Origin of the sequence: Streptomyces sp. GbtcB6 (genome assembly GCF_019091475.1) — a bacterium.
Lineage (GTDB): Bacteria > Actinomycetota > Actinomycetes > Streptomycetales > Streptomycetaceae > Streptomyces > Streptomyces hyaluromycini.
The window spans coordinates 12,070-28,834 of the sequence record NZ_JAGXJL010000085.1 but is presented as its reverse complement, the minus strand read 5'-3'; the positions used below and the strand labels follow the sequence as shown (position 1 = coordinate 28,834).

At 68.9% G+C, this 16,765-nt stretch carries 19 protein-coding genes and 1 pseudogene; 11 read left to right on the top strand and 9 right to left on the bottom strand.

Features of this window, described 5'->3' with window-relative positions; all coding sequences use genetic code 11:
• Positions 1 to 35: 35 nt before the first annotated feature.
• Positions 36 to 257, bottom strand: a complete 222-nt coding sequence (locus KVT45_RS58575; RefSeq protein WP_368857571.1) for a transposase — start codon at positions 255 to 257, stop codon at positions 36 to 38.
• A gap of 199 nt (positions 258 to 456) precedes the next feature.
• On the opposite strand from KVT45_RS58575, the gene KVT45_RS51580 reads away from it, so the two are divergent.
• The 4 genes from KVT45_RS51580 (at position 457) to KVT45_RS51570 (ending at position 3,732) form a co-directional block, all read left to right on the top strand.
• Positions 457 to 624: a hypothetical protein gene (locus KVT45_RS51580; protein ID WP_217561452.1), complete on the top strand. Its 168-nt coding sequence runs from the start codon at positions 457 to 459 to the stop codon at positions 622 to 624.
• 67 nt (positions 625 to 691) lie between these two features.
• The gene (locus tag KVT45_RS57955) at positions 692 to 823 is read left to right on the top strand and encodes a hypothetical protein (RefSeq protein ID WP_302832688.1); all 132 of its coding nucleotides are present in this window, start codon (positions 692 to 694) and stop codon (positions 821 to 823) included.
• A gap of 301 nt (positions 824 to 1,124) precedes the next feature.
• Positions 1,125 to 2,582, top strand: a complete 1,458-nt coding sequence (locus KVT45_RS51575; RefSeq protein ID WP_217561450.1) for an aldehyde dehydrogenase family protein — start codon at positions 1,125 to 1,127, stop codon at positions 2,580 to 2,582.
• 13 nt (positions 2,583 to 2,595) lie between these two features.
• Complete coding sequence (locus KVT45_RS51570; protein ID WP_217561448.1) at positions 2,596 to 3,732, top strand: NAD(P)-dependent alcohol dehydrogenase; 1,137 nt, start codon at positions 2,596 to 2,598, stop codon at positions 3,730 to 3,732.
• Positions 3,733 to 3,816: 84 nt separating this feature from the next.
• On the opposite strand, the gene KVT45_RS57950 is transcribed toward KVT45_RS51570, so the two are convergent.
• A complete protein-coding gene (locus tag KVT45_RS57950) occupies positions 3,817 to 3,945 on the bottom strand; it encodes a hypothetical protein (RefSeq protein WP_302832687.1) in 129 nt (42 codons plus the stop codon).
• A gap of 15 nt (positions 3,946 to 3,960) precedes the next feature.
• Positions 3,961 to 4,776 carry an IclR family transcriptional regulator C-terminal domain-containing protein gene (locus tag KVT45_RS51565; RefSeq protein ID WP_217561446.1) on the bottom strand — a complete coding sequence of 272 codons (816 nt, stop codon included), beginning with the start codon at positions 4,774 to 4,776 and terminating at the stop codon, positions 3,961 to 3,963.
• Between the two features lie 96 nt (positions 4,777 to 4,872).
• Here KVT45_RS51565 and KVT45_RS51560 point away from each other — a divergent pair, with 96 nt between their 5' ends.
• The 7 genes from KVT45_RS51560 (at position 4,873) to KVT45_RS51530 (ending at position 9,846) form a co-directional block, all read left to right on the top strand.
• Positions 4,873 to 6,255 (top strand): aromatic ring-hydroxylating dioxygenase subunit alpha, encoded by a 1,383-nt coding sequence (locus KVT45_RS51560; protein ID WP_254648602.1) that lies wholly within the window; start codon positions 4,873 to 4,875, stop codon positions 6,253 to 6,255.
• A gap of 5 nt (positions 6,256 to 6,260) precedes the next feature.
• The gene (locus KVT45_RS51555) at positions 6,261 to 7,703 is read left to right on the top strand and encodes a glutamine synthetase family protein (protein ID WP_217561442.1); all 1,443 of its coding nucleotides are present in this window, start codon (positions 6,261 to 6,263) and stop codon (positions 7,701 to 7,703) included.
• The gene (locus tag KVT45_RS51550; RefSeq protein ID WP_217561440.1) at positions 7,681 to 8,664 is read left to right on the top strand and encodes a PDR/VanB family oxidoreductase; all 984 of its coding nucleotides are present in this window, start codon (positions 7,681 to 7,683) and stop codon (positions 8,662 to 8,664) included. The genes KVT45_RS51555 and KVT45_RS51550 overlap by 23 nt, the downstream gene beginning before the upstream one ends.
• A gap of 64 nt (positions 8,665 to 8,728) precedes the next feature.
• Entirely contained in the window at positions 8,729 to 8,887 is a 159-nt protein-coding gene (locus KVT45_RS51545) for a hypothetical protein (protein WP_217561438.1), read from the top strand.
• 109 nt (positions 8,888 to 8,996) lie between these two features.
• A complete protein-coding gene (locus tag KVT45_RS51540; protein WP_308311135.1) occupies positions 8,997 to 9,233 on the top strand; it encodes an amidase family protein in 237 nt (78 codons plus the stop codon).
• Positions 9,151 to 9,498, top strand: a complete 348-nt coding sequence (locus KVT45_RS51535) for a hypothetical protein (protein WP_217561456.1) — start codon at positions 9,151 to 9,153, stop codon at positions 9,496 to 9,498. Before KVT45_RS51540 ends, KVT45_RS51535 begins: the two co-directional genes overlap by 83 nt.
• A gap of 6 nt (positions 9,499 to 9,504) precedes the next feature.
• On the top strand, positions 9,505 to 9,846 hold the full coding sequence (locus KVT45_RS51530; protein WP_217561436.1) for an amidase family protein: 342 nt from the start codon (positions 9,505 to 9,507) through the stop codon (positions 9,844 to 9,846).
• A 517-nt stretch (positions 9,847 to 10,363) separates the two neighbouring features.
• Here the strand turns inward: KVT45_RS51530 and KVT45_RS51525 are convergent.
• The 6 genes and pseudogenes from KVT45_RS51525 to KVT45_RS51500 all read right to left on the bottom strand — a co-directional run.
• Positions 10,364 to 10,996, bottom strand: a complete 633-nt coding sequence (locus KVT45_RS51525) for an isochorismatase family protein (RefSeq protein ID WP_217561434.1) — start codon at positions 10,994 to 10,996, stop codon at positions 10,364 to 10,366.
• Between the two features lie 116 nt (positions 10,997 to 11,112).
• Complete coding sequence (locus KVT45_RS51520) at positions 11,113 to 11,745, bottom strand: isochorismatase family protein (RefSeq protein ID WP_217561432.1); 633 nt, start codon at positions 11,743 to 11,745, stop codon at positions 11,113 to 11,115.
• A gap of 364 nt (positions 11,746 to 12,109) precedes the next feature.
• Positions 12,110 to 12,967 (bottom strand): alpha/beta fold hydrolase, encoded by an 858-nt coding sequence (locus KVT45_RS51515; protein WP_217561430.1) that lies wholly within the window; start codon positions 12,965 to 12,967, stop codon positions 12,110 to 12,112.
• A 79-nt stretch (positions 12,968 to 13,046) separates the two neighbouring features.
• Complete coding sequence (locus tag KVT45_RS51510; RefSeq protein ID WP_217561428.1) at positions 13,047 to 14,222, bottom strand: DUF5624 domain-containing protein; 1,176 nt, start codon at positions 14,220 to 14,222, stop codon at positions 13,047 to 13,049.
• A 34-nt stretch (positions 14,223 to 14,256) separates the two neighbouring features.
• Positions 14,257 to 15,366 carry a hypothetical protein gene (locus KVT45_RS51505; protein WP_217561426.1) on the bottom strand — a complete coding sequence of 370 codons (1,110 nt, stop codon included), beginning with the start codon at positions 15,364 to 15,366 and terminating at the stop codon, positions 14,257 to 14,259.
• 164 nt (positions 15,367 to 15,530) lie between these two features.
• Positions 15,531 to 16,752: pseudogene (locus KVT45_RS51500) on the bottom strand (FAD-dependent monooxygenase); the annotation flags it as partial.
• Positions 16,753 to 16,765: the final 13 nt, after the last annotated feature.

The following is a 16,765-nucleotide window of genomic DNA, read 5'->3' as shown; positions in this document are numbered from 1 at the left end:
CGTGATGCTCAGCCACCCCAGAATCGTCGCCGACCTCATCCAGGACGCCGCCGAGGCAACCAGCTGACACACACGACGAGTACCCCGGTCCACCACCACGGACCGGGGCGCTCTCCCCACCGAGCCGGCGGCCTCGGCCTTCGGATCCAGCCGCGCAGGGCCTCCGGATGCACGCCGAGGTCGACGGCCACTTTCTTGATCTGCGGCTTCGGGTCGGCGGCGCGGTACATCCGCACCGCATGCTCACGCAACTCCAGCGAGTACTTCCTGGGGAGCAGCCATGGTAGATGTTCCTCTCATGAGTCCCATCTGACCCTCTGTCAGCCACTCCGCATCACGGGGGAATCTCAGGGCCGTTCATCAGCAACCGCCCTTTCTGCCGCGTGGGCCGCGCTGGACAGACTGTGTCCGCCCGAGACGGCCGCCGCGGCGTTGCTGCGTGATGACGCGCACGACTTGCGTGAATTCCTGCTCGGCTCCGGATTGCCCAGCGCACTCACCGAGGACACCATCGTGCGCGCGGGGGCGCCGGAAGTCCTTGCCGCGGCACTGGCCTGGCATGCGATCCCCCTGACCGAGATGGCGGTCCTCGGCCCCGTCACCGTCCCCACGACGTTCCTGTGAGCGAGGGACCCGCACTCACCGAGGCCACGGTGAACCGAACCGACGAGCTTTGCGCCCCGAAACCGGCGTGAAGCTCCAAGGTCTCGGCTTCACCGTCCGCACCGTCACCGACGCGGGACACGTCATCCACTCCGACGACCTCGACGGTTTCCTCGCGGCCCTTGACGGATTCGTGGCAACGAAAGGAAAAATGGCATGAGGATCAATTCGGGCAGTACCTATTCGCGTTCGTGTCCGGTGGAGCAATACGGCTCGCGGCCGCCTACACCCGCGGTTTCCACGGGTGAGGACCGGACCGACCTCGTGGTCGGGCTGGTCGAGGCCGTCGGGGCCTAGTTCGGCTCGTATCGCGTCGAAGAATCTTTCGGAACTCCCCGATTCCCTCACGGTCGTTGCCCTACGTGGACCGAAATATATCGCATTCATGAGGCGCATAACATCTGCGCGATGTTGTTCGCGGCGACGATTCACTATTTCCTTTGACACGGAAGGAGCGAGTAATGGCGCTTCTCAACACCACGGACTGGACAGGCCGGATCTTCGTCGGCGCATGGGAGAAGGGCTCGGGCCAGACCTACACGGCCGTTGAGCCGGCCACTGGCGACACCCTCGCGGAGGTCGGCCAGGCCGGCGCGGGCGACGTTGCCGAGGCCGCGCTCCGGGCAGCGCGGGCGCAGCGGGACTGGGCCGCGACACCGGCCATCGAGCGCGCGGCGGTACTGAGCAAGGCCGCCGCGCTCTTGCGTGAGCACGCCGAGGAGATCATCGGCTGGGTCGTACGCGAGTCCGGCTCGACCCGTCTCAAAAGCGGCATCGAGGTCCAGGCCTCCGCTACCGAGTGCACCGAGGCCGCCGCACTGGCCTCCGCACCCTACGGAGAACTGCTGCACTCGCCCATGCCGCGCATCAGCATGGAGCGCCGGGTGCCGGTCGGGGTGGTATCGGTGATCTCGCCGTTCAACTTCCCACTGATCCTGTCGATGCGCTCGGTCGCGCCCGCCCTCGCGCTGGGCAACGCCGTGCTGCTCAAGCCCGACCCCCGCACCGCGGTCTGCGGCGGCGTGGTCATCGCCCGGATCTTCGAAGAGGCCGGACTCCCGGAAGGCGTGCTGCAGATGCTGCCCGGCGGTGTCGAGGTCGGCAGCGCGATGATCGACGCCCCCGCAGTACGGGTCGTGTCCTTCACCGGCTCCACTCCCGCCGGGCGCGCCATCGGTGCCCAGGCGGCGAAATCCCTGACCCGCACCCACCTGGAACTCGGCGGAAACAACGCGCTGATCGTGCTCGGGGATGTCGACGTCGAGGCTGCCGCGTCGTGCGGCGCATTCGGCAGCTTTTCCCACGGCGGGCAGGTGTGCATGGCCGTTGGACGGCACCTGGTGCACGAGTCGATCTACGAGGACTACGTGTCGCTCCTGGGCGCGAAGGCCGACGCGCTCAGCGTCGGCGACGGGTTCCGCGAGGACGTCGCGCTCGGCCCGATCATCGACCGCAAGCAGCTCGACCACGCCAAGACCCTCGTCGACTCCAGCGTGGCCGCCGGTGCACGGCTCGTCGCCGGCGGAACCCACGATGGCCTGTTCTACCGGCCGACAGTGCTCGCCAACTGCACGTCCGAGACTCCCGCCTACGCCGAGGAGGTCTTCGGGCCTGTTGCGTGCGTACGCAGCTTCACCGACGTCGACGAAGCCGTGGCGCTGGCCTGCGACAGCGATTTCGGGCTCAGCCTCGGTGTGCTGGGCAATGACCTCGCACTCGCGATGTCCATCGCCGACCGGATTCCCGCCGGGATGGTGCACATCAACGACCAGACCTTCAACGACGACCCCAACGCCCCCTTCGGCGGCGTCGGCTCGTCGGGATCGTCACGGGTCGGCGGGCAGCGAGCGAACGTCGAGTCGTTCACCGAGACCCAGTGGCTGACTCTGCGTGCGGCCGCCCCCACGTACCCGTTCTGACAGGAGGACCTCCATGACCATCACCCACGCAGCCGTCATAGACGAACCCGGTGGCCCGTTCACGATCCAGGACATCGACCTCGACGCCGCCCGTCCCCACGAAGTCGTGGTGCGGATGGTCGCTGCCGGGCTCTGTCACACCGACCTCAGCGTCCGCGCCGGCGCCCTGCCGTTCCCACTGCCCGGAGTGCTGGGCCACGAAGGCGCCGGGATCGTCGAATCGGTCGGCTCCTCGGTGACCCGGGTCACACCCGGCGACCAGGTGGTTCTCACCTTCACCTCTTGCGGGCGCTGCGGTTCCTGCCGCAGTGGGCATCCCGCGTACTGCGACACCTGGGTGCCGGCCAACCTCATCGGCGGGCTGCGCGACGACGGCAGCCACACCCTGCGCCGTGCCGGCGTCGGCATCGGCGGGCACTTCTTCGGCCAATCCTCCTTCGCCACCCGCGCGCTGGTCGACGAACGCAGCCTGGTCAAGGTCGACACGGACGTCCCGCTCGAAGTGGTGGCGCCGTTGGGATGCGGCATCCAGACCGGCGTCGGCGCGGTCCTCAACGTCCTCGCCCCCGCCTACGGCGACTCCATCGCGGTGTTCGGGGCGGGCGCGGTCGGCCTCGCCGCCGTCATAGCCGCCACTTGGTCCAACGCGAGGCAGATCATCGCGATCGACCTCCTCGAGCACCGGTTGCAGCTCGCCGCGGAACTCGGCGCCACCCACACCATCAACGCCACCGACCACGATGTCGCGGCTGTCATCGGCGAGCTGACCGGCGGGCGCGGAGTGGACAATGCGGTGGAGTCCACCGGCAACACTGGCGTCCTGCGCACCGCCGTCACCGCACTGGCAGCCCGCGGCGGTTGCGCGGTCGTCGGGGCGCCGCCGTTCGGGGCCGAGGTCGCACTCGACGTCGGCGGCCTGATTCCCGGAAAGCGGGTCATCGGCGTGACCGAAGGCGACTCGGAACCCGAGACGCTGATCCCGTTCCTGGTCCGTCAGTACCAGGCCGGGCGGTTGCCGCTGGAAAAGATGATCACCGGCTACGACTTCGCCGACATCAACACCGCGGCCGACGCCATGCACTCCGGACACGCGATCAAGCCCGTGCTGTACTTCCCAGCGGCTGTAGAGCTTGCGGATCTCGGCTTTTGAGCAGGCGGATGGTGCAGCCGCAACCGTACTCCGCCGAGTCCGGGGTTCGTCGGGGCCCGACGAACCTGCGGCTCCCGCTGCGGCTCAGCCGCACGACGAACCCTCCACGCGATCGAGTGAACCCCCGCTCACCGTCCCGGTCATCGACAGGGTGTCCACGAGTAGCACCGACTGGGGCACCTGGTATCCGGCCAGGGGGCTGCCTCGGCTCATCGTCGGCCGGCCTCCTCAGATGAGCTGCGGTCGAAGCTCCTCGGCCGCGGCCCGCAGGCGGCTCAACACCGGGCCGAGGATGGTCTCCCGTGACAACGCGGCGGTGGTCGCTCCCACGTTGAGCGCGGCGATGACCTGGCCGTCCCAGCGTCGCACCGGGACCGCGGCGGAGTGGAACGAGGCTTCGACCTCTTCGTCGACGTAGGCGTAGCCGTCGGTGCCGGCCTGGGTGATGAGCGTTCGCAGCTTGCGTTTGCTGGTGACGGTGCGCGCTGTCGTGGTCTGCGGCTTCTTGGCGAGGAGGTATTCGTCGAGTTCAGGCTCCGGCAGGGCTGCGAGCAGGACTCGCCCCAGGGACGAGGTCAGGGCCGGCACTCGGTAGCCGATGCCGATGCCGACCGCCAGCAACTGGCGGGGAACCGCGCGCGCGATCATCACCGCGTCCTCGCCGTCGAGGACGGCGGCAGTGCAGGAGGCGTCCAGCTCGGTGCAGATCTTCTCGCAGGTCGACTGCAGGAGGTGGCTGATCGCGTTCGACGCCAGATACGACTCGGCGAGGGTCAGCACTCGGGGCGTCAGCTCGTAGTTGCGGTCCTGCAGGCGGACGTAGCCCAGATGAGTGAGCGTGATCAAGGCCCGGCGGACGGTCGCGGGCGGCAGACCGACCTCCCGCGAGACCTCGGCGAGCGTCATCCGCGGCCGTTCGACGCCGAATGCCCGCATCACGGTCAGGCCGCGTGCCAGTGCCTCCGAGAAGTCGGCGGGGTTGGTGCCGTCGGGAAGCATTCGCCCCTGTCGAGCGTGCTCGTCCTGTTCGGTCAGCTTCGGCATTGCCACATTCCATCATATCGACGTAGCATCCCAGCATAGCGAATAAGTTTTCGGTAATCGAATGGAGTTGCCGTGCGGCTTGAGGACAACCAACGGATGACCGAAGTCGGTCGGGGGACCCCGGGCGGCGCGTGGATGCGGCTCTACTGGCAGCCCGTGGCTTTGAGCGAGGAGCTCGCCGGACCGCGCCCGGTCGTGTCCCCGCGCGTGCTCGGCGAGGACCTCGTCCTGTTCCGCTCCGAGGACGGGACCCTGGGCCTGGTCCAGCGCCGCTGCGCTCATCGCGGCGCCGACCTCTCGCTGGGCCGGCTCGAGGACGGCGGCTTGCGCTGCTACTTCCACGGCTGGCTGTTCGGCCCCGACGGCGGATGTCTGCAGACCCCCGCCGAGACCGACGGCGGGCGGCTCGCCTCACGGGTCAAGCTGGACTCGTACCCCGTGGTGGAGCGCAACGGCATCGTCTGGGGTTACCTGGGCCCGGGCCAGCCGCCGCCCCTGCCCGCGCTCGACTGCATGACTGCGCCGGAGGAGTTCACCTTCGCGTTCAAGGGGTACCTCGACTGCAACTGGCTGCAAGCACTGGAGGTCGGGATCGACCCGGTGCACGCGTCGTACCTGCACCGCTTCGAACACGACGACGAGCCGGGCGACGCCTACGGCAAGCAGTTCCGCAGCACCTCCCTCGGCACCGACCTGCCGATGACCCGCATTCTGCGCGAGTACGGCCAGCCCGAGATCTTCACTGCCCGGACCGACTACGGCCAGCGCATCGTGGCGCTGCGCAAACTCGACAAAAACGGCCTCGACGGCTCCCAGACCCACGTGCGCATCACCCACCAGGTCTTCCCCCACGGCATCACGATCCCGCTGAGTTCGACGATGTCGATCACCCAGTGGCACGTCCCGATCGACGACCGGTCGACCTACTGGTACGCGATGTTCACCAGCCTCGACCAGCCGGTCGACCGGGAGACCATGCGGGCGCAGCGCCTTGAGGGCATCACCCCGCACGACTACAAACCCGTACGCAACCGGTCGAACCAGTACCGGTTCGACGCCGAAGAGCAGCGCACGCGGACCTACACCGGGCTCGGCGAGGACATCAACGTGCACGACCAGATGGCCGTCGAAGGCCAGGGCGTGATCTACGACCGCTCGCGTGAGCACCTCGGCCGGTCGGACAAGGCGATCGTCACCTACCGCCGGATGCTGCTCGCGGCGATCGCCGAAGTCGAACGCGGTGGCAGCCCGCAGATGCTGCTCGACGACGGCGCCGAGGTCGAGAGCCGGGGCCCGATCCCCCTCGACGGCATCGGGCCCACCGGCGGCTGGGAGGACTTCTGGGCTGCCGCGATCGCGAGCCTGCGCCGGAAGAGTTCCTGGGCCGGGCATCTCGAAGCGGCGTTGGCCACCGGACCGGCCGGGGTGCGCGAAAGCGGATTCGAAGATCTTTCGGACGTCACCGGATCCGAGGACTGAGCGCCGTGGGATTCATCGAACGGCACGGCCTGTGGTCCCCGGAGCAGCGGGACGCCGCCGCCGCATGCCAGGCGGCGGTCGAGCGCGACAGCGTCGAGACGGTCCGTCTGTCGTTCGTGGACCAGCACGGGGTGCTGCGCGGCAAGTCGATCAGCCCCGAAGCGCTGCCGGCGGCCCTGCGGGACGGCCTGAACGTCGTGAGCACGCTGCTGTCGAAGGACACCTCCGGCCGCACCGTCTTCCCCTCCTTCTCCGCAGGCGGAGGGCACGGCGTCTCCGCCATGAGCGGCGCCGGGGACATGATCATGGTCCCCGATCCGGCGACCTACCGGGTCCTCCCCTGGGCGGACGGCACCGCCTGGGTGCTGTGCGACCTCTACTTCGGTACCGGCGAGCCCGTCCCGTTCAGCACCCGCGGCCTGATGCGCCGGGCTCTGGACAAGGCGACGGTCCACGGTTTCGAGGTCATGACCGGCATCGAGTTGGAATTCCACCTCTTCCGCCTGGACGACGCGCGCATGGAGCTGAGCGACGCCGGGCAGCCGGGCAACCCCAAGGGTGTGAGCCTGCTGGGGCACGGATACCAACTGCTCAGCGAAGACCGGGACGACGCGATGGAACCGGTGCTGGGGGTGCTCCGCCGCGGGCTCCGGCAGGTCGGCCTGCCGCTGCGCACCCTCGAAGTCGAGTACGGGCCGAGCCAGTTCGAAGTCACCTTCGGCCCGCAGTTCGGGTTGGCAGCCGCCGATTCCGCGGTCCTGCTGCGCAGTGTGCTGAAGCAGATCGCCCGGCGCCACGGCTACCACGTGAGCTTCATGTGCCGCCCGCAGATCCCGCTGGCCTGTTCGAGCGGATGGCACCTGCACCAATCGTTGCACCGCAGCGTCGACGGCATACTGCGCAACGCCTTCGTCCCGGACGACCCGGCCGCGGCGCTGTCTCCGGTGGGAATGTCCTATGTGGCCGGTCAGCTGAAGCACGCCGCGGCGGCGAGCGCGTTCGCCGTGCCGACCATCACCGGCTACAAGCGGTTCCAGCCGCAGTCCATGGCGCCGGACCGGATCCTGTGGGCGCGGGACAACCGGGCCGCGATGATCCGCGTCGTCGGTTCCCGCGAGGACGGCAGCACTCACATCGAGAACCGCCTCGGTGAGCCTGCCGCGAATCCCTACCTCTACCTGGGGACACAGCTGCTCGCCGGGCTGGACGGCATCGAACGGTCACTGGCCGCCGGTCCGTCCGCCGACGAGCCGTACGTCACCGAAGCGCCGCGCTTGCCCAGATCGCTGGGCGAAGCACTGGACGCGCTGCGCGACGACAAGCACTTCGCCGACCTGCTCGGCGCCGGATTCGTCGAGTACTACAGCATGATCAAACGGGCCGAACTCGCCCGGTTCGAACTCAACGTGACTGATTGGGAGCAGCGTGAGTACTTCGACCTACTCTGACCTCGATCAGGCCGTCCGCGTCCGCCTGACCGTCGTCGTCGACCGAGTCGCGAAGGTGGCCGACGACGTCGCCGAATTCGAGCTCATCGACGCGGGCGGCGCGGCGCTGCCCGCCTGGACCGCGGGCTCCCATGTGGACCTCGTCCTGCCGTCCGGCGCGATCAGGCAGTACTCGCTGTGCGGCGACGAACGGGACAGGGACCGCTATCGCATCGCGGTGCTGCGGGAGCAGGCCGGCCGCGGCGGCTCGCAGGAGTTGCACTCCGCGGACCTCGTCGGCACCAGGCTGGAGATCACCCTCGCCCGCAACAACTTCCCGCTGTGTGAAGCCTCGGAGCACTGGTTGATCGCCGGTGGGATCGGTGTCACTCCGTTGCTGGCGATGGCGCGAAGCCTGGACCGCAAGGGAGTTCCGTGGCAGATGCTCTACACCGGACGCACCCGCACGTCGATGGCTTACGCGGCGGAGCTCCGCGAGCTCGATCCACAGCGGGTCCGGACGGTCGCCACCACCGAAGAAGGACGCCCCGACGTCTCTGGCTTCCTCGCAGCAGCCTCACCCACGGCGGCGATCTATGTGTGCGGACCGCCAGAACTCATCACCGCGGTCCAGGCCGCCTGCGACACCCGCGGACTCGATCTGCACACCGAACGCTTCAGCGCCGACGCGGTCACCGGGCCCCACGAATCCGACGGACCGATCGAAGTGCGTCTCGACCGGACGGGCCGGACCATCACGGTTCCGCGCGGGTGCAGCATTCTCGAAGCGGTTCGCCAGGAACTACCCGACACACCCTCGTCCTGCGAGGAGGGCTACTGCGGAACCTGTGAGACGAGAGTGCTCGCCGGCCGCCCGGAGCACCGCGACACCGTCCTGAGCGCGCGCGAGCGCGAACGGAACGACTGCATGATGATCTGCGTGAGCCGCGCGCAGACACCCGAGCTCGTCCTCGATCTCTGAAGGACAGAACAGAACGGCACCCGCACACAACCTGTTCGAGCAGCGGCGAAAGAGGAAGAGCGCCGTGGCTACTTCAGACTTCACCTACCTGTCCGCAAAGGAACTGTCCGCGGCGATGGAGGCGCCCGAGGTGTCGTCCGTTGAACTCACTCAGGCCGACGCGGTGGGCAAGACCAACGTCCCGCTGGCCCTCGGCGACCTGCAGACGTACAACGCCGTCTAAGGGACGACCAGGAACCCGTGGGACCTCGAACGCACGGCGGGCGGCTCGTCCGGTGGCTCGGCCGCGGCGTTGGCAGCCCGGGTACGGCACGCTCTCGCTCGGCTCCGACATGGCCGGCTCACTGCCTGTGCCGGCGGCGTTTTGCGGCGTGTACGCCCGCAAGCCGACGCTCGGGCTCCTCCCGCCACGCGGTCGATCGGCGCCACCGGCTCCCCCACTGGCGTTCGAGCCCGACCTCTCCGTGGTCGGGCCGATGGCGCACAGTGCTGCCGACCTCTCACTGCTGCCCGATCTCCTCGCCGACCGCGTCGAGCGTCCGCGCCGCCGTCGATCATCTTGCCGGTGATCTCTCCACCACCGGTACCAAAGTGGAGCGCCACAGTGCGCTGCTACCGGACCAGGTCGAAGCAGCGAGACTCCTTGTGCGGCCGCTGTTCTCGGTAATCGCGGCCGGCTACTCCGCCGAGACCTACGAACTTGCCCGAGCCGAGGAGAACAAGCCTGATACCGGAGAGGTCAGCCTGGCGGCCGAACGCACGCGGGGTTCCGTCCGCAGCCATCGCGACTGGCCGGCCGCGGACAGCACACGGATACGCCACCGCCACCAGTAGGGCGAGTTGTTCAGCGAGTTCGACGTCGTCGTGTGCCCAGTGACGCCGCCGCCTGCCTTCCCCCACGACCAGAGCCCAGACCAGATGACGCGCCGGATCATGATCGCCGGAACCGATCACGACTGCGGCGATCAGTTTGTGCGGGACGGCATGGCGACCACTCCCGGCCTCCCGGCCACCGCCATCCCGATCGGGCACTCGCCGGAAGGCCTGCCCATCGGCGTGCAGGTGATCGGCCCGCTGTTCGAAGAACACGCTCCCATCCGATTCGCCGAGCTCATGGACCAGGAGTTCGGCGGTTTCGTTCCCCGATACTCGGTTGAGCGGACCGGCGGAACTTCCCGGTAAGAGCCGGCCGCGGCTGTAGCCCCACTGTCCCTCCACTGGCTGCACGACACCGCCGGATCGGACTTCCCCCGTCGGGCAGTTCGGCGCCATGCGCTCCGTCCGGGGCATGACCACCCGGCAGACCGTCGGGGACATCGGGCATGAAGGAAGACGAAGCAACGAGCACGACAGTGCGGTTCTGGGAGCGTAGAGAAACCCCATGATCCACAACGGCCGTGCTCGTCCCATACCCGGACCCTGGTGATCAACCGGCCGAACCGGGACCTACCTTGCTCTCTCCGGGGCCCTGGCATTCATCCCATCTCCCAACTGATCCCGGTGGTCCCTCCACCGACCACCCCGCTTCGGCGTCCGGTCCGGGAGTATCGGCTCGACCCGCGCCCGCTGCGCGTCAGTCAACGGCACACCCGGACCAGCGACCAGCTGAACCGGCGAGGGCCAACTCCGTGGGCGCCCCTTTCGGCATCGCTTCGCGACAAGGTGGTGGAAGCCGGCTGGACCGAGGCTCACACGCTGGTCAGCCGGCCGCTCCCAGTCGCAGGGCATTGTTGAGCTGGTCGAAGTTCTTGGCGAGTGACGGGTCCAGGACCTGGATCGAGCGGTAGATCCCGACGGTCTCCTCGTTGTCGTAGGTGACCTGGATTTCGGCGGCCAGTGAGAGCCAGGTGGTGAAGGACACGCCGAGCTGGGTGAGGCGGCCGACGGCTGCGTCATGTTGGATCTGAGAGGCGCTGGCGCTCGCGTCCGCGACCACGGTGACGCCGAGCCCCCTCTGAAGGGCACCCACCGACGTGCGCAGCACACAGCCGTCGGTGGTGAGTCCGGCGATCACGAGGTGGCGGACGCCGGTTGCCTCGATCGCCTGCTCGAACCCGGAATCGAAGAACGCGTCGAAGCCGCCACCCCGGTGCACGACTGGGGTGTCGCCGATCTCCTGCTTCAGTTCGGGGTAGAGCGTGCCGCGCGGGTCGCGCTCGGGACCGGTCGTCACCACCAGCGGCATCCCGTAGCCGATCGCCATCCGGGCCAGGGCGACGGCTCCGGTGACATTGGCGGTGATCGACTGGGTCCTGATGAGGTTGGCGTATCCGGTGGCGTAGTCGACCAACACGATCGCGGTGTTCTGGGGGGTCCTGAGCTCGATGTCCATGAGAGGTCCTTCGTTGGTATGGAGGTATTGAACGGACGTGACGGTGTACTTGGCAGCGAACCGGCGAAGGTGCTGGAAGCCGGCCGGACCGAGGTCCAACGAGGCTCAGACGCTGCTCAGCCGTCCGCTCCCAGTCGCAGGGCGTTGTAGAGCTGGTCGAAGTTCTTGGCGTGTGACGGGTCCAGGGCCAGGACCGACTGGAAGACCCCGGCGGTCTCCTCGATGTCGTAGGTGACCTGGATCTCGGCGGCCAGCGAGAGCCAGGTGGTGACGGACACGCCGAGCTGGGTGAGGCGGCCGACGGCGGTGTCATAGCCGATCTGGGAGGTGCTGGCGCTCGCGTCGGCGACCAGGGTGACGCCGAGCCCCCTCTGAAGGGCACCCACCGACGTGCGCAGCACACAGCCCTCCGTGGTGAGTCCGGCGATCACGAGGTGGCGGACGCCGGTTGCCTCGATCGCCTGCTCGAACCCGGAATCGCCGAACGCGTCGAAGGAGCCGCCCCGGTACACGACTGGGGTGTCGCCGATCTCCTGCTTCAGTTCGGGGTAGAGCGTGCCGCGCGGGTCGCGCTCGGGACCGACCGTCACCACCAGCGGCATCCCGTAGCCGATCGCCATCCGGGCCAGGGCGACGGCTCCGTTGACGTTGTCGGTGATCGACTGGGTCCTGATGAGGTTGGCGAAGCCGGTGACGTAGTCGACCAACACGATCGCGGTGTTCTGGGGGGTCCTGAGCTCGATGTCCATGAGAGGTCCTTCGTTGGAGAGGAGGTATTGAACGGACGTGTCGACGGTGTACTCAGCAGCGAACCGGCGAAGGCCAACTCCGTCGGCGCCCTGGAGGACAGGCCTGCAAGGGTGTTGCAGAAGGTTCAATGCAGGACATTTTTTCCATAAGGGTTGATCATCGCCTGCTGAGATCATCTGGGCAGATACGTTCACGGGCCTCGGATGGGCTGGTCAGCCGTGTGAGGCCCGGCGCAGGAAGTCCGCGATTGCGCCGGGGATTTGGGGTCGGCTGCGGCGGGTTCGGGCATGGTGTCGCATCTTTGGGGGCCGGGAAGGCGGTATGCCTTCGTTGGGAGGGGGCCTGGAGATCCGTGGGGCGCCGTCAGCTGGTCAGGAAGGAGTCCAAGAGGCTGTTGACCAGCTCGGGGCGGGTGGCGAACGCGAAGTGGTCCGCACCGGGCAGCTCCGCCAGGCGGGCGCGGCCGATGGCCGTGCGCAGGTACAGGGAGACCCCGGTGGGCACCTCCTGTCCGATGGTGCTGGCCATCAGGAGGGTGGGCGCCTTGATGGCCGGGAGCAGGGCTCGGTCGTCGTCCAGGGAGATGTTCTCGAAGAAGCCGAGCAGGCTCCGCACGCCGGCGTTGTGGCTCATCTCCCGGAACCAGGCGCCGAGTTCGGCCGCACGGGCGGCGTCCACATCGGCGAAGGCGAGCTCGGGGTCGAGCACGGCGTCGGTGATGCCCTCGATGCCGCGTTCGGCCGCCGCGTCGGTGAAGTGGGCGATCCCCTTCTCGTCGAAGCCGTAGGGCCAGTCGGCGGAGCGGCGGAACTTGGGTGAGCCGTTGATGACCGCGAGCTTGCCCACGAGGTGGGGATGTTCGGCGGCGAGGCGCAGCGCGACGTGTCCCGCGGAGGCGAAGCCGACCAGCATCGGGTCCGTGAGCCGCAGGTGCTCGATCAGGGCCGCGAGGTCGGCAACGTACAGGGCGGTGATGCTGGGTACGGCGGCGGGAAGCTTGCTGGAGGCGCCGTAGCCGCGCAGGTCGAGGAAGACATTGCGGGCGCGGGTGTCGAAGTACTCCTGCTGGGCCGCCCAGGAGCGGGAGTCGAGCGGCAGGCCGTGCACCCAGACGATCACCGGTGCGGTGTGGGCGGTCGCGCCGGTCACGTAGTAGGCGATGCGGCCGTCCGGTACGTCGAGATGGCGGACCTGGTCGCTGCGGAGGAGGGTTGCGGGCATGGCGGGGGTTCTCCTGGTGGGTGGTCGCGGCAGGGCTCCCTGGCCGGGAACTGATCACGGCGCCGCGGGGAGGAGGGGGTTACAGGCCGGTGGGGTATGTGACGGCGTCCAGGCCGGGGACGACGACTTCGGCGGGGTCGTTGCCGGCCTCGACGAGCTGTCGGACGGCGAAGTCGGTGACGCAGCCGGAGAGCAGTTGGCGCGGGTCCTCCAGCACCATGCGCAGCCGTGTGGTCATGGCGCGCCAGTCGTCGGGGCCGTGGATCACCGGCATCTCGCTGATGTCCGTGACGGCGGAATCCGCCACGTCGGGGGTCGCCAGCTGCTCGGGGGCGTAGCGGGGGTAGCCGTGGAACATGACCTCACCCAGCTCGACGGTGGCGCGGGTGTTGAACCAGATCCGGCGCAGCGGCTCCTCCATCGCGGCGACCTCGGTCAGGTCGCCGCCGACAGGGGTGGCGAAGGTGGGGGCGTGCGGGGCCAGATAGACCCGCTCCAGGGGCAGCCGGTACTCGGAGGCGCCCAGGATCATGGTGGCGACGCTGGAGGTGTTCCAGGTCACGCCCGCGGTGGGGCGGCCCTGCCGGCCGGCGATCACGACCATCGCACGGTCCCAGTCGATCTTCTGAGCGGCGAACCAGCACAGCATGCGGTGGGAAATGTCCATGCCGGCGAGGAAGAACGTCGCGATCATCATCTGGTTGACCGGGACGGGCAGGTCGGCGCCGGGGCCGCCTTCCAGGTAGTCCTCGCGCAGGGTGCGGGAGTTGAGGTAGGTCTCGTCGGCCAGGGCGGTGCGCAGGTAGCGGGCGGTGACCGCGCAGGAGTAGTCGATCATGTCGGCGATCGCCTGCTCGCGGCCCCGGTACGCCTCCACAGCGATGGTCTCGCGCCACAGGGTGGCGCTGTTGGCGGCGCGGGAGCGCTCGACCGAGCGCAGCATGCGCTCGGCCTCGGCACGCCAGCCGGCGTCGGCGTACTTCTCGCGCAGTTGCACAAGGCTGGCTACGGCGGGGCCGAGGTGCGAGATGCCGGCCAGCTCCTTGAAGCCGCGGGTGGAGTAGCGGAAGCCTTCGACGGTGGGCGGCCGGCCGTCGCCGGGGTAGAGGGCGAAGTCCGCGCCGGTGGCCGCGATCAGCGGGTCGGCGCTGCCCCGCTCGACGGCGGTTCGGGTCAGGCGTGAGCCGATGCTTTCGGGCCCGGCGGTGTAGGTGGTGAACAGGTCGACGAGTTCAGGGCTTTCGTAGGACGGCATCGGCGGATCTTTTCTTGAGAGGTGTGGGCTCGACCTACTGGTCGAAGCGATACAGGACGGTGCGGGCGGCGAAGCGGACGTCGGCGGTGAGGCTGTTGCTGACAGCGACCAGCAGGCCGCCGTGGTGGCCGCGGATCACGGCGGCGTCGGTGGCGCCGGTGGTCGGGAAGGACTGCACAGGGGTGAGGCGTCCCTCCGAGAACCGGTAGAGCTCGGAGTCCACAGCGGTGATGGGGGCGGCCTGCGTGCCGAGGATGAAGTTGACGCGTACGACGTACAGTCCGTGCTCGGTGTCGAGGACGGCGAACTCGCGGGCGCCGAGCCCGTCGAGCACCTGATGTTCGATGAAGCGCTCCCCGTCCCAGCGCAGCAGCCGGGAGGGGCTCGTCAGACAGGCGACCAGCAGGTAGGTCTCGCCCCGCGGGTCGGTGAAGTGAGCGAAAGCGCGGCCGTGTTGGGGGGCGAGGTCCTGGGTGTGCTCGAACTTCTCGCCGTTCCAGCGCAGCAGCACCGACGGGCGCACATGGTCGGCGTAGGCGAGGAAGTACTCGCCGTCGAGTTCGAAGGCCTGCCAGTTGTAGCCCCAGAGCGCGTCGACGTCCTGCAGTGCGGCGAAGCGGGTGCCGTCCCAGGTGTAGATACGTGAGGGCTGGTTCTCCGACTCGTGGCCCGGGACGGTCACGCCCTGGGCCAGGGCCAGGAAGTGCCGCTCACCGATGGCGAAGTGGCGCCACTGCTTGGCCGCGAAGCTCTGGACGCTCTGGAAGGGCGTGAAGTGGGTTCCGTCCCACTCGAAGATTGTGGAGTCGGTGGTGTACTCGTAGGGGCCCTTGCCCGAGCGGATGTCGGCCACGGCCAGGAAGGCGCGCTCGCCGATCCGGAAGAACTCCGCGTCCTCGCCGCCGGGCGCCGGCAGGGTCTGGAAGGGCTCGTAGGTGTCGGTGGCCTCGGCCCGGCGCAGCAGGAGCAGTTCGGTATCGCTGTCCCCGCCGTTCATGGCGGCCGGGCTCCCGGTCATGTCGTAGGCGAGTTGCGGGATCGCCAGCAGGTGCATGCCGTCGAGTTCGAAGGGCTCGACGGCGCGCGCCCCGGACGTGGGAAGTGCGGCGAACTCGGTCAGGCGGGGAGTGCGGGAGGCGGACATGCGGTTCCTCGATTCGATGGACGCGGGTCGCTACGCGGACAGCGAGTCCGGTCGGTGGGAGCAGACCGTGCGCTGTCCTCGCCGGCGCCATTGGCGTTGCTCCAGAGCACGTCGCCGATCGTGGCGCGGTCCGGGTCCGGAGCCGGCGCTTCGCCCTCCACGCCCTCGACGGCCGCCGAGAACAGCGGGACCGGCGTGAACGTGGAGGGCTCCTCGTCCGGGGTCAGCGCGGTCGGGCCGTACAGCCAGTCCACGAACGAGTAGTCGTAGGTGTCGCGGGCGCGTAGTAGCACGTTGCGCTGCTCGCGGGCGACACCGTCGAGGTGCCACAGCTCGCCCAACTTGCGGGACGTGGTCACCACACGGCGGCAGTGCTCCGGGCGGACGGCCTCGTAGGCGGCGAGGGCGGAGTCCCAGTCGACCGTGCCGTCCTCGGCGCGGTTGCGAGCGACGTGCTCGCCCAGCACCCACCCGTCCTCGACCGCCATGATCGCGCCCTGCGAGATGTACTGCAGCGGCGGATGCGCGGAGTCGCCGAGCAGCGCGATCCGGCCGTGGACCCAGTTCATGATCGGGTCGCGGTCGAACATCCGCCACCACTTGTCCCGCCACATGAACGGCAGGCCGTCCTGGACTAAGCCGCCGGCCTTGGCGAAGGCGGTGTCCAGTTCGTCGGGCGTGCCCCAGTCCTCCTGCCCGGCCAGCGCCTTGGGCGACTCGAAGACCGCAACCTGGTTGAGCAGTTCGCCCCCGCGCAGGCCGTAGTGCACGAAGTGGCAGGCGGGCCCGACGTACACCACGACCTCGCTGAGGTCGACGGACTGCACCCGCGGCAGCTCGGCGGGCACGGTGCCGCGGTAGGCGACGTACGCCGAGGAGACGGGCTCGTCGTCGACGAGCAGCCTGCGGGCGGGAGAGTGCAGCCCGTCGGCCGCGATCACGACGCCGGCCTCGTGCGTCTCGCCGGAGGCGAGAGCCACGCGGGCGCCGCTGCCGGTGTTCTCGTACGAGGTCACCCGCGCCTGGGTGATCAACTCGACGCCGGCGTGCTCGCGCGCGCAGGAGCAGGCCGTGCAGGTCGCTGCGGTGGATGACCAGGTACGGGTAGCCGTAGCGCTTCTGAAGGCCCCGCAGGTCAAGCCGGGTCAGCTCGTCGCCGTCGACGGCGTCGCGCATGACCATGGTGTCCGGGACGACGCCGAGGCTCTTGGCCTCCTCCAGCAGACCGTAGTCGTCGAGGATGCGGGTGCAGTTGGGCGCGAGCTGAATGCCGGCGCCGAACTCGCCGAAGGCGGGGGCACGTTCCAGCAGACGGACGCCCTGGCCCTGGCGGGTCAGCGAGAACGCCGCGCCGAGGCCGCCGAGGCCGCCGCCGACGACGATCACATCAGGATGGGAC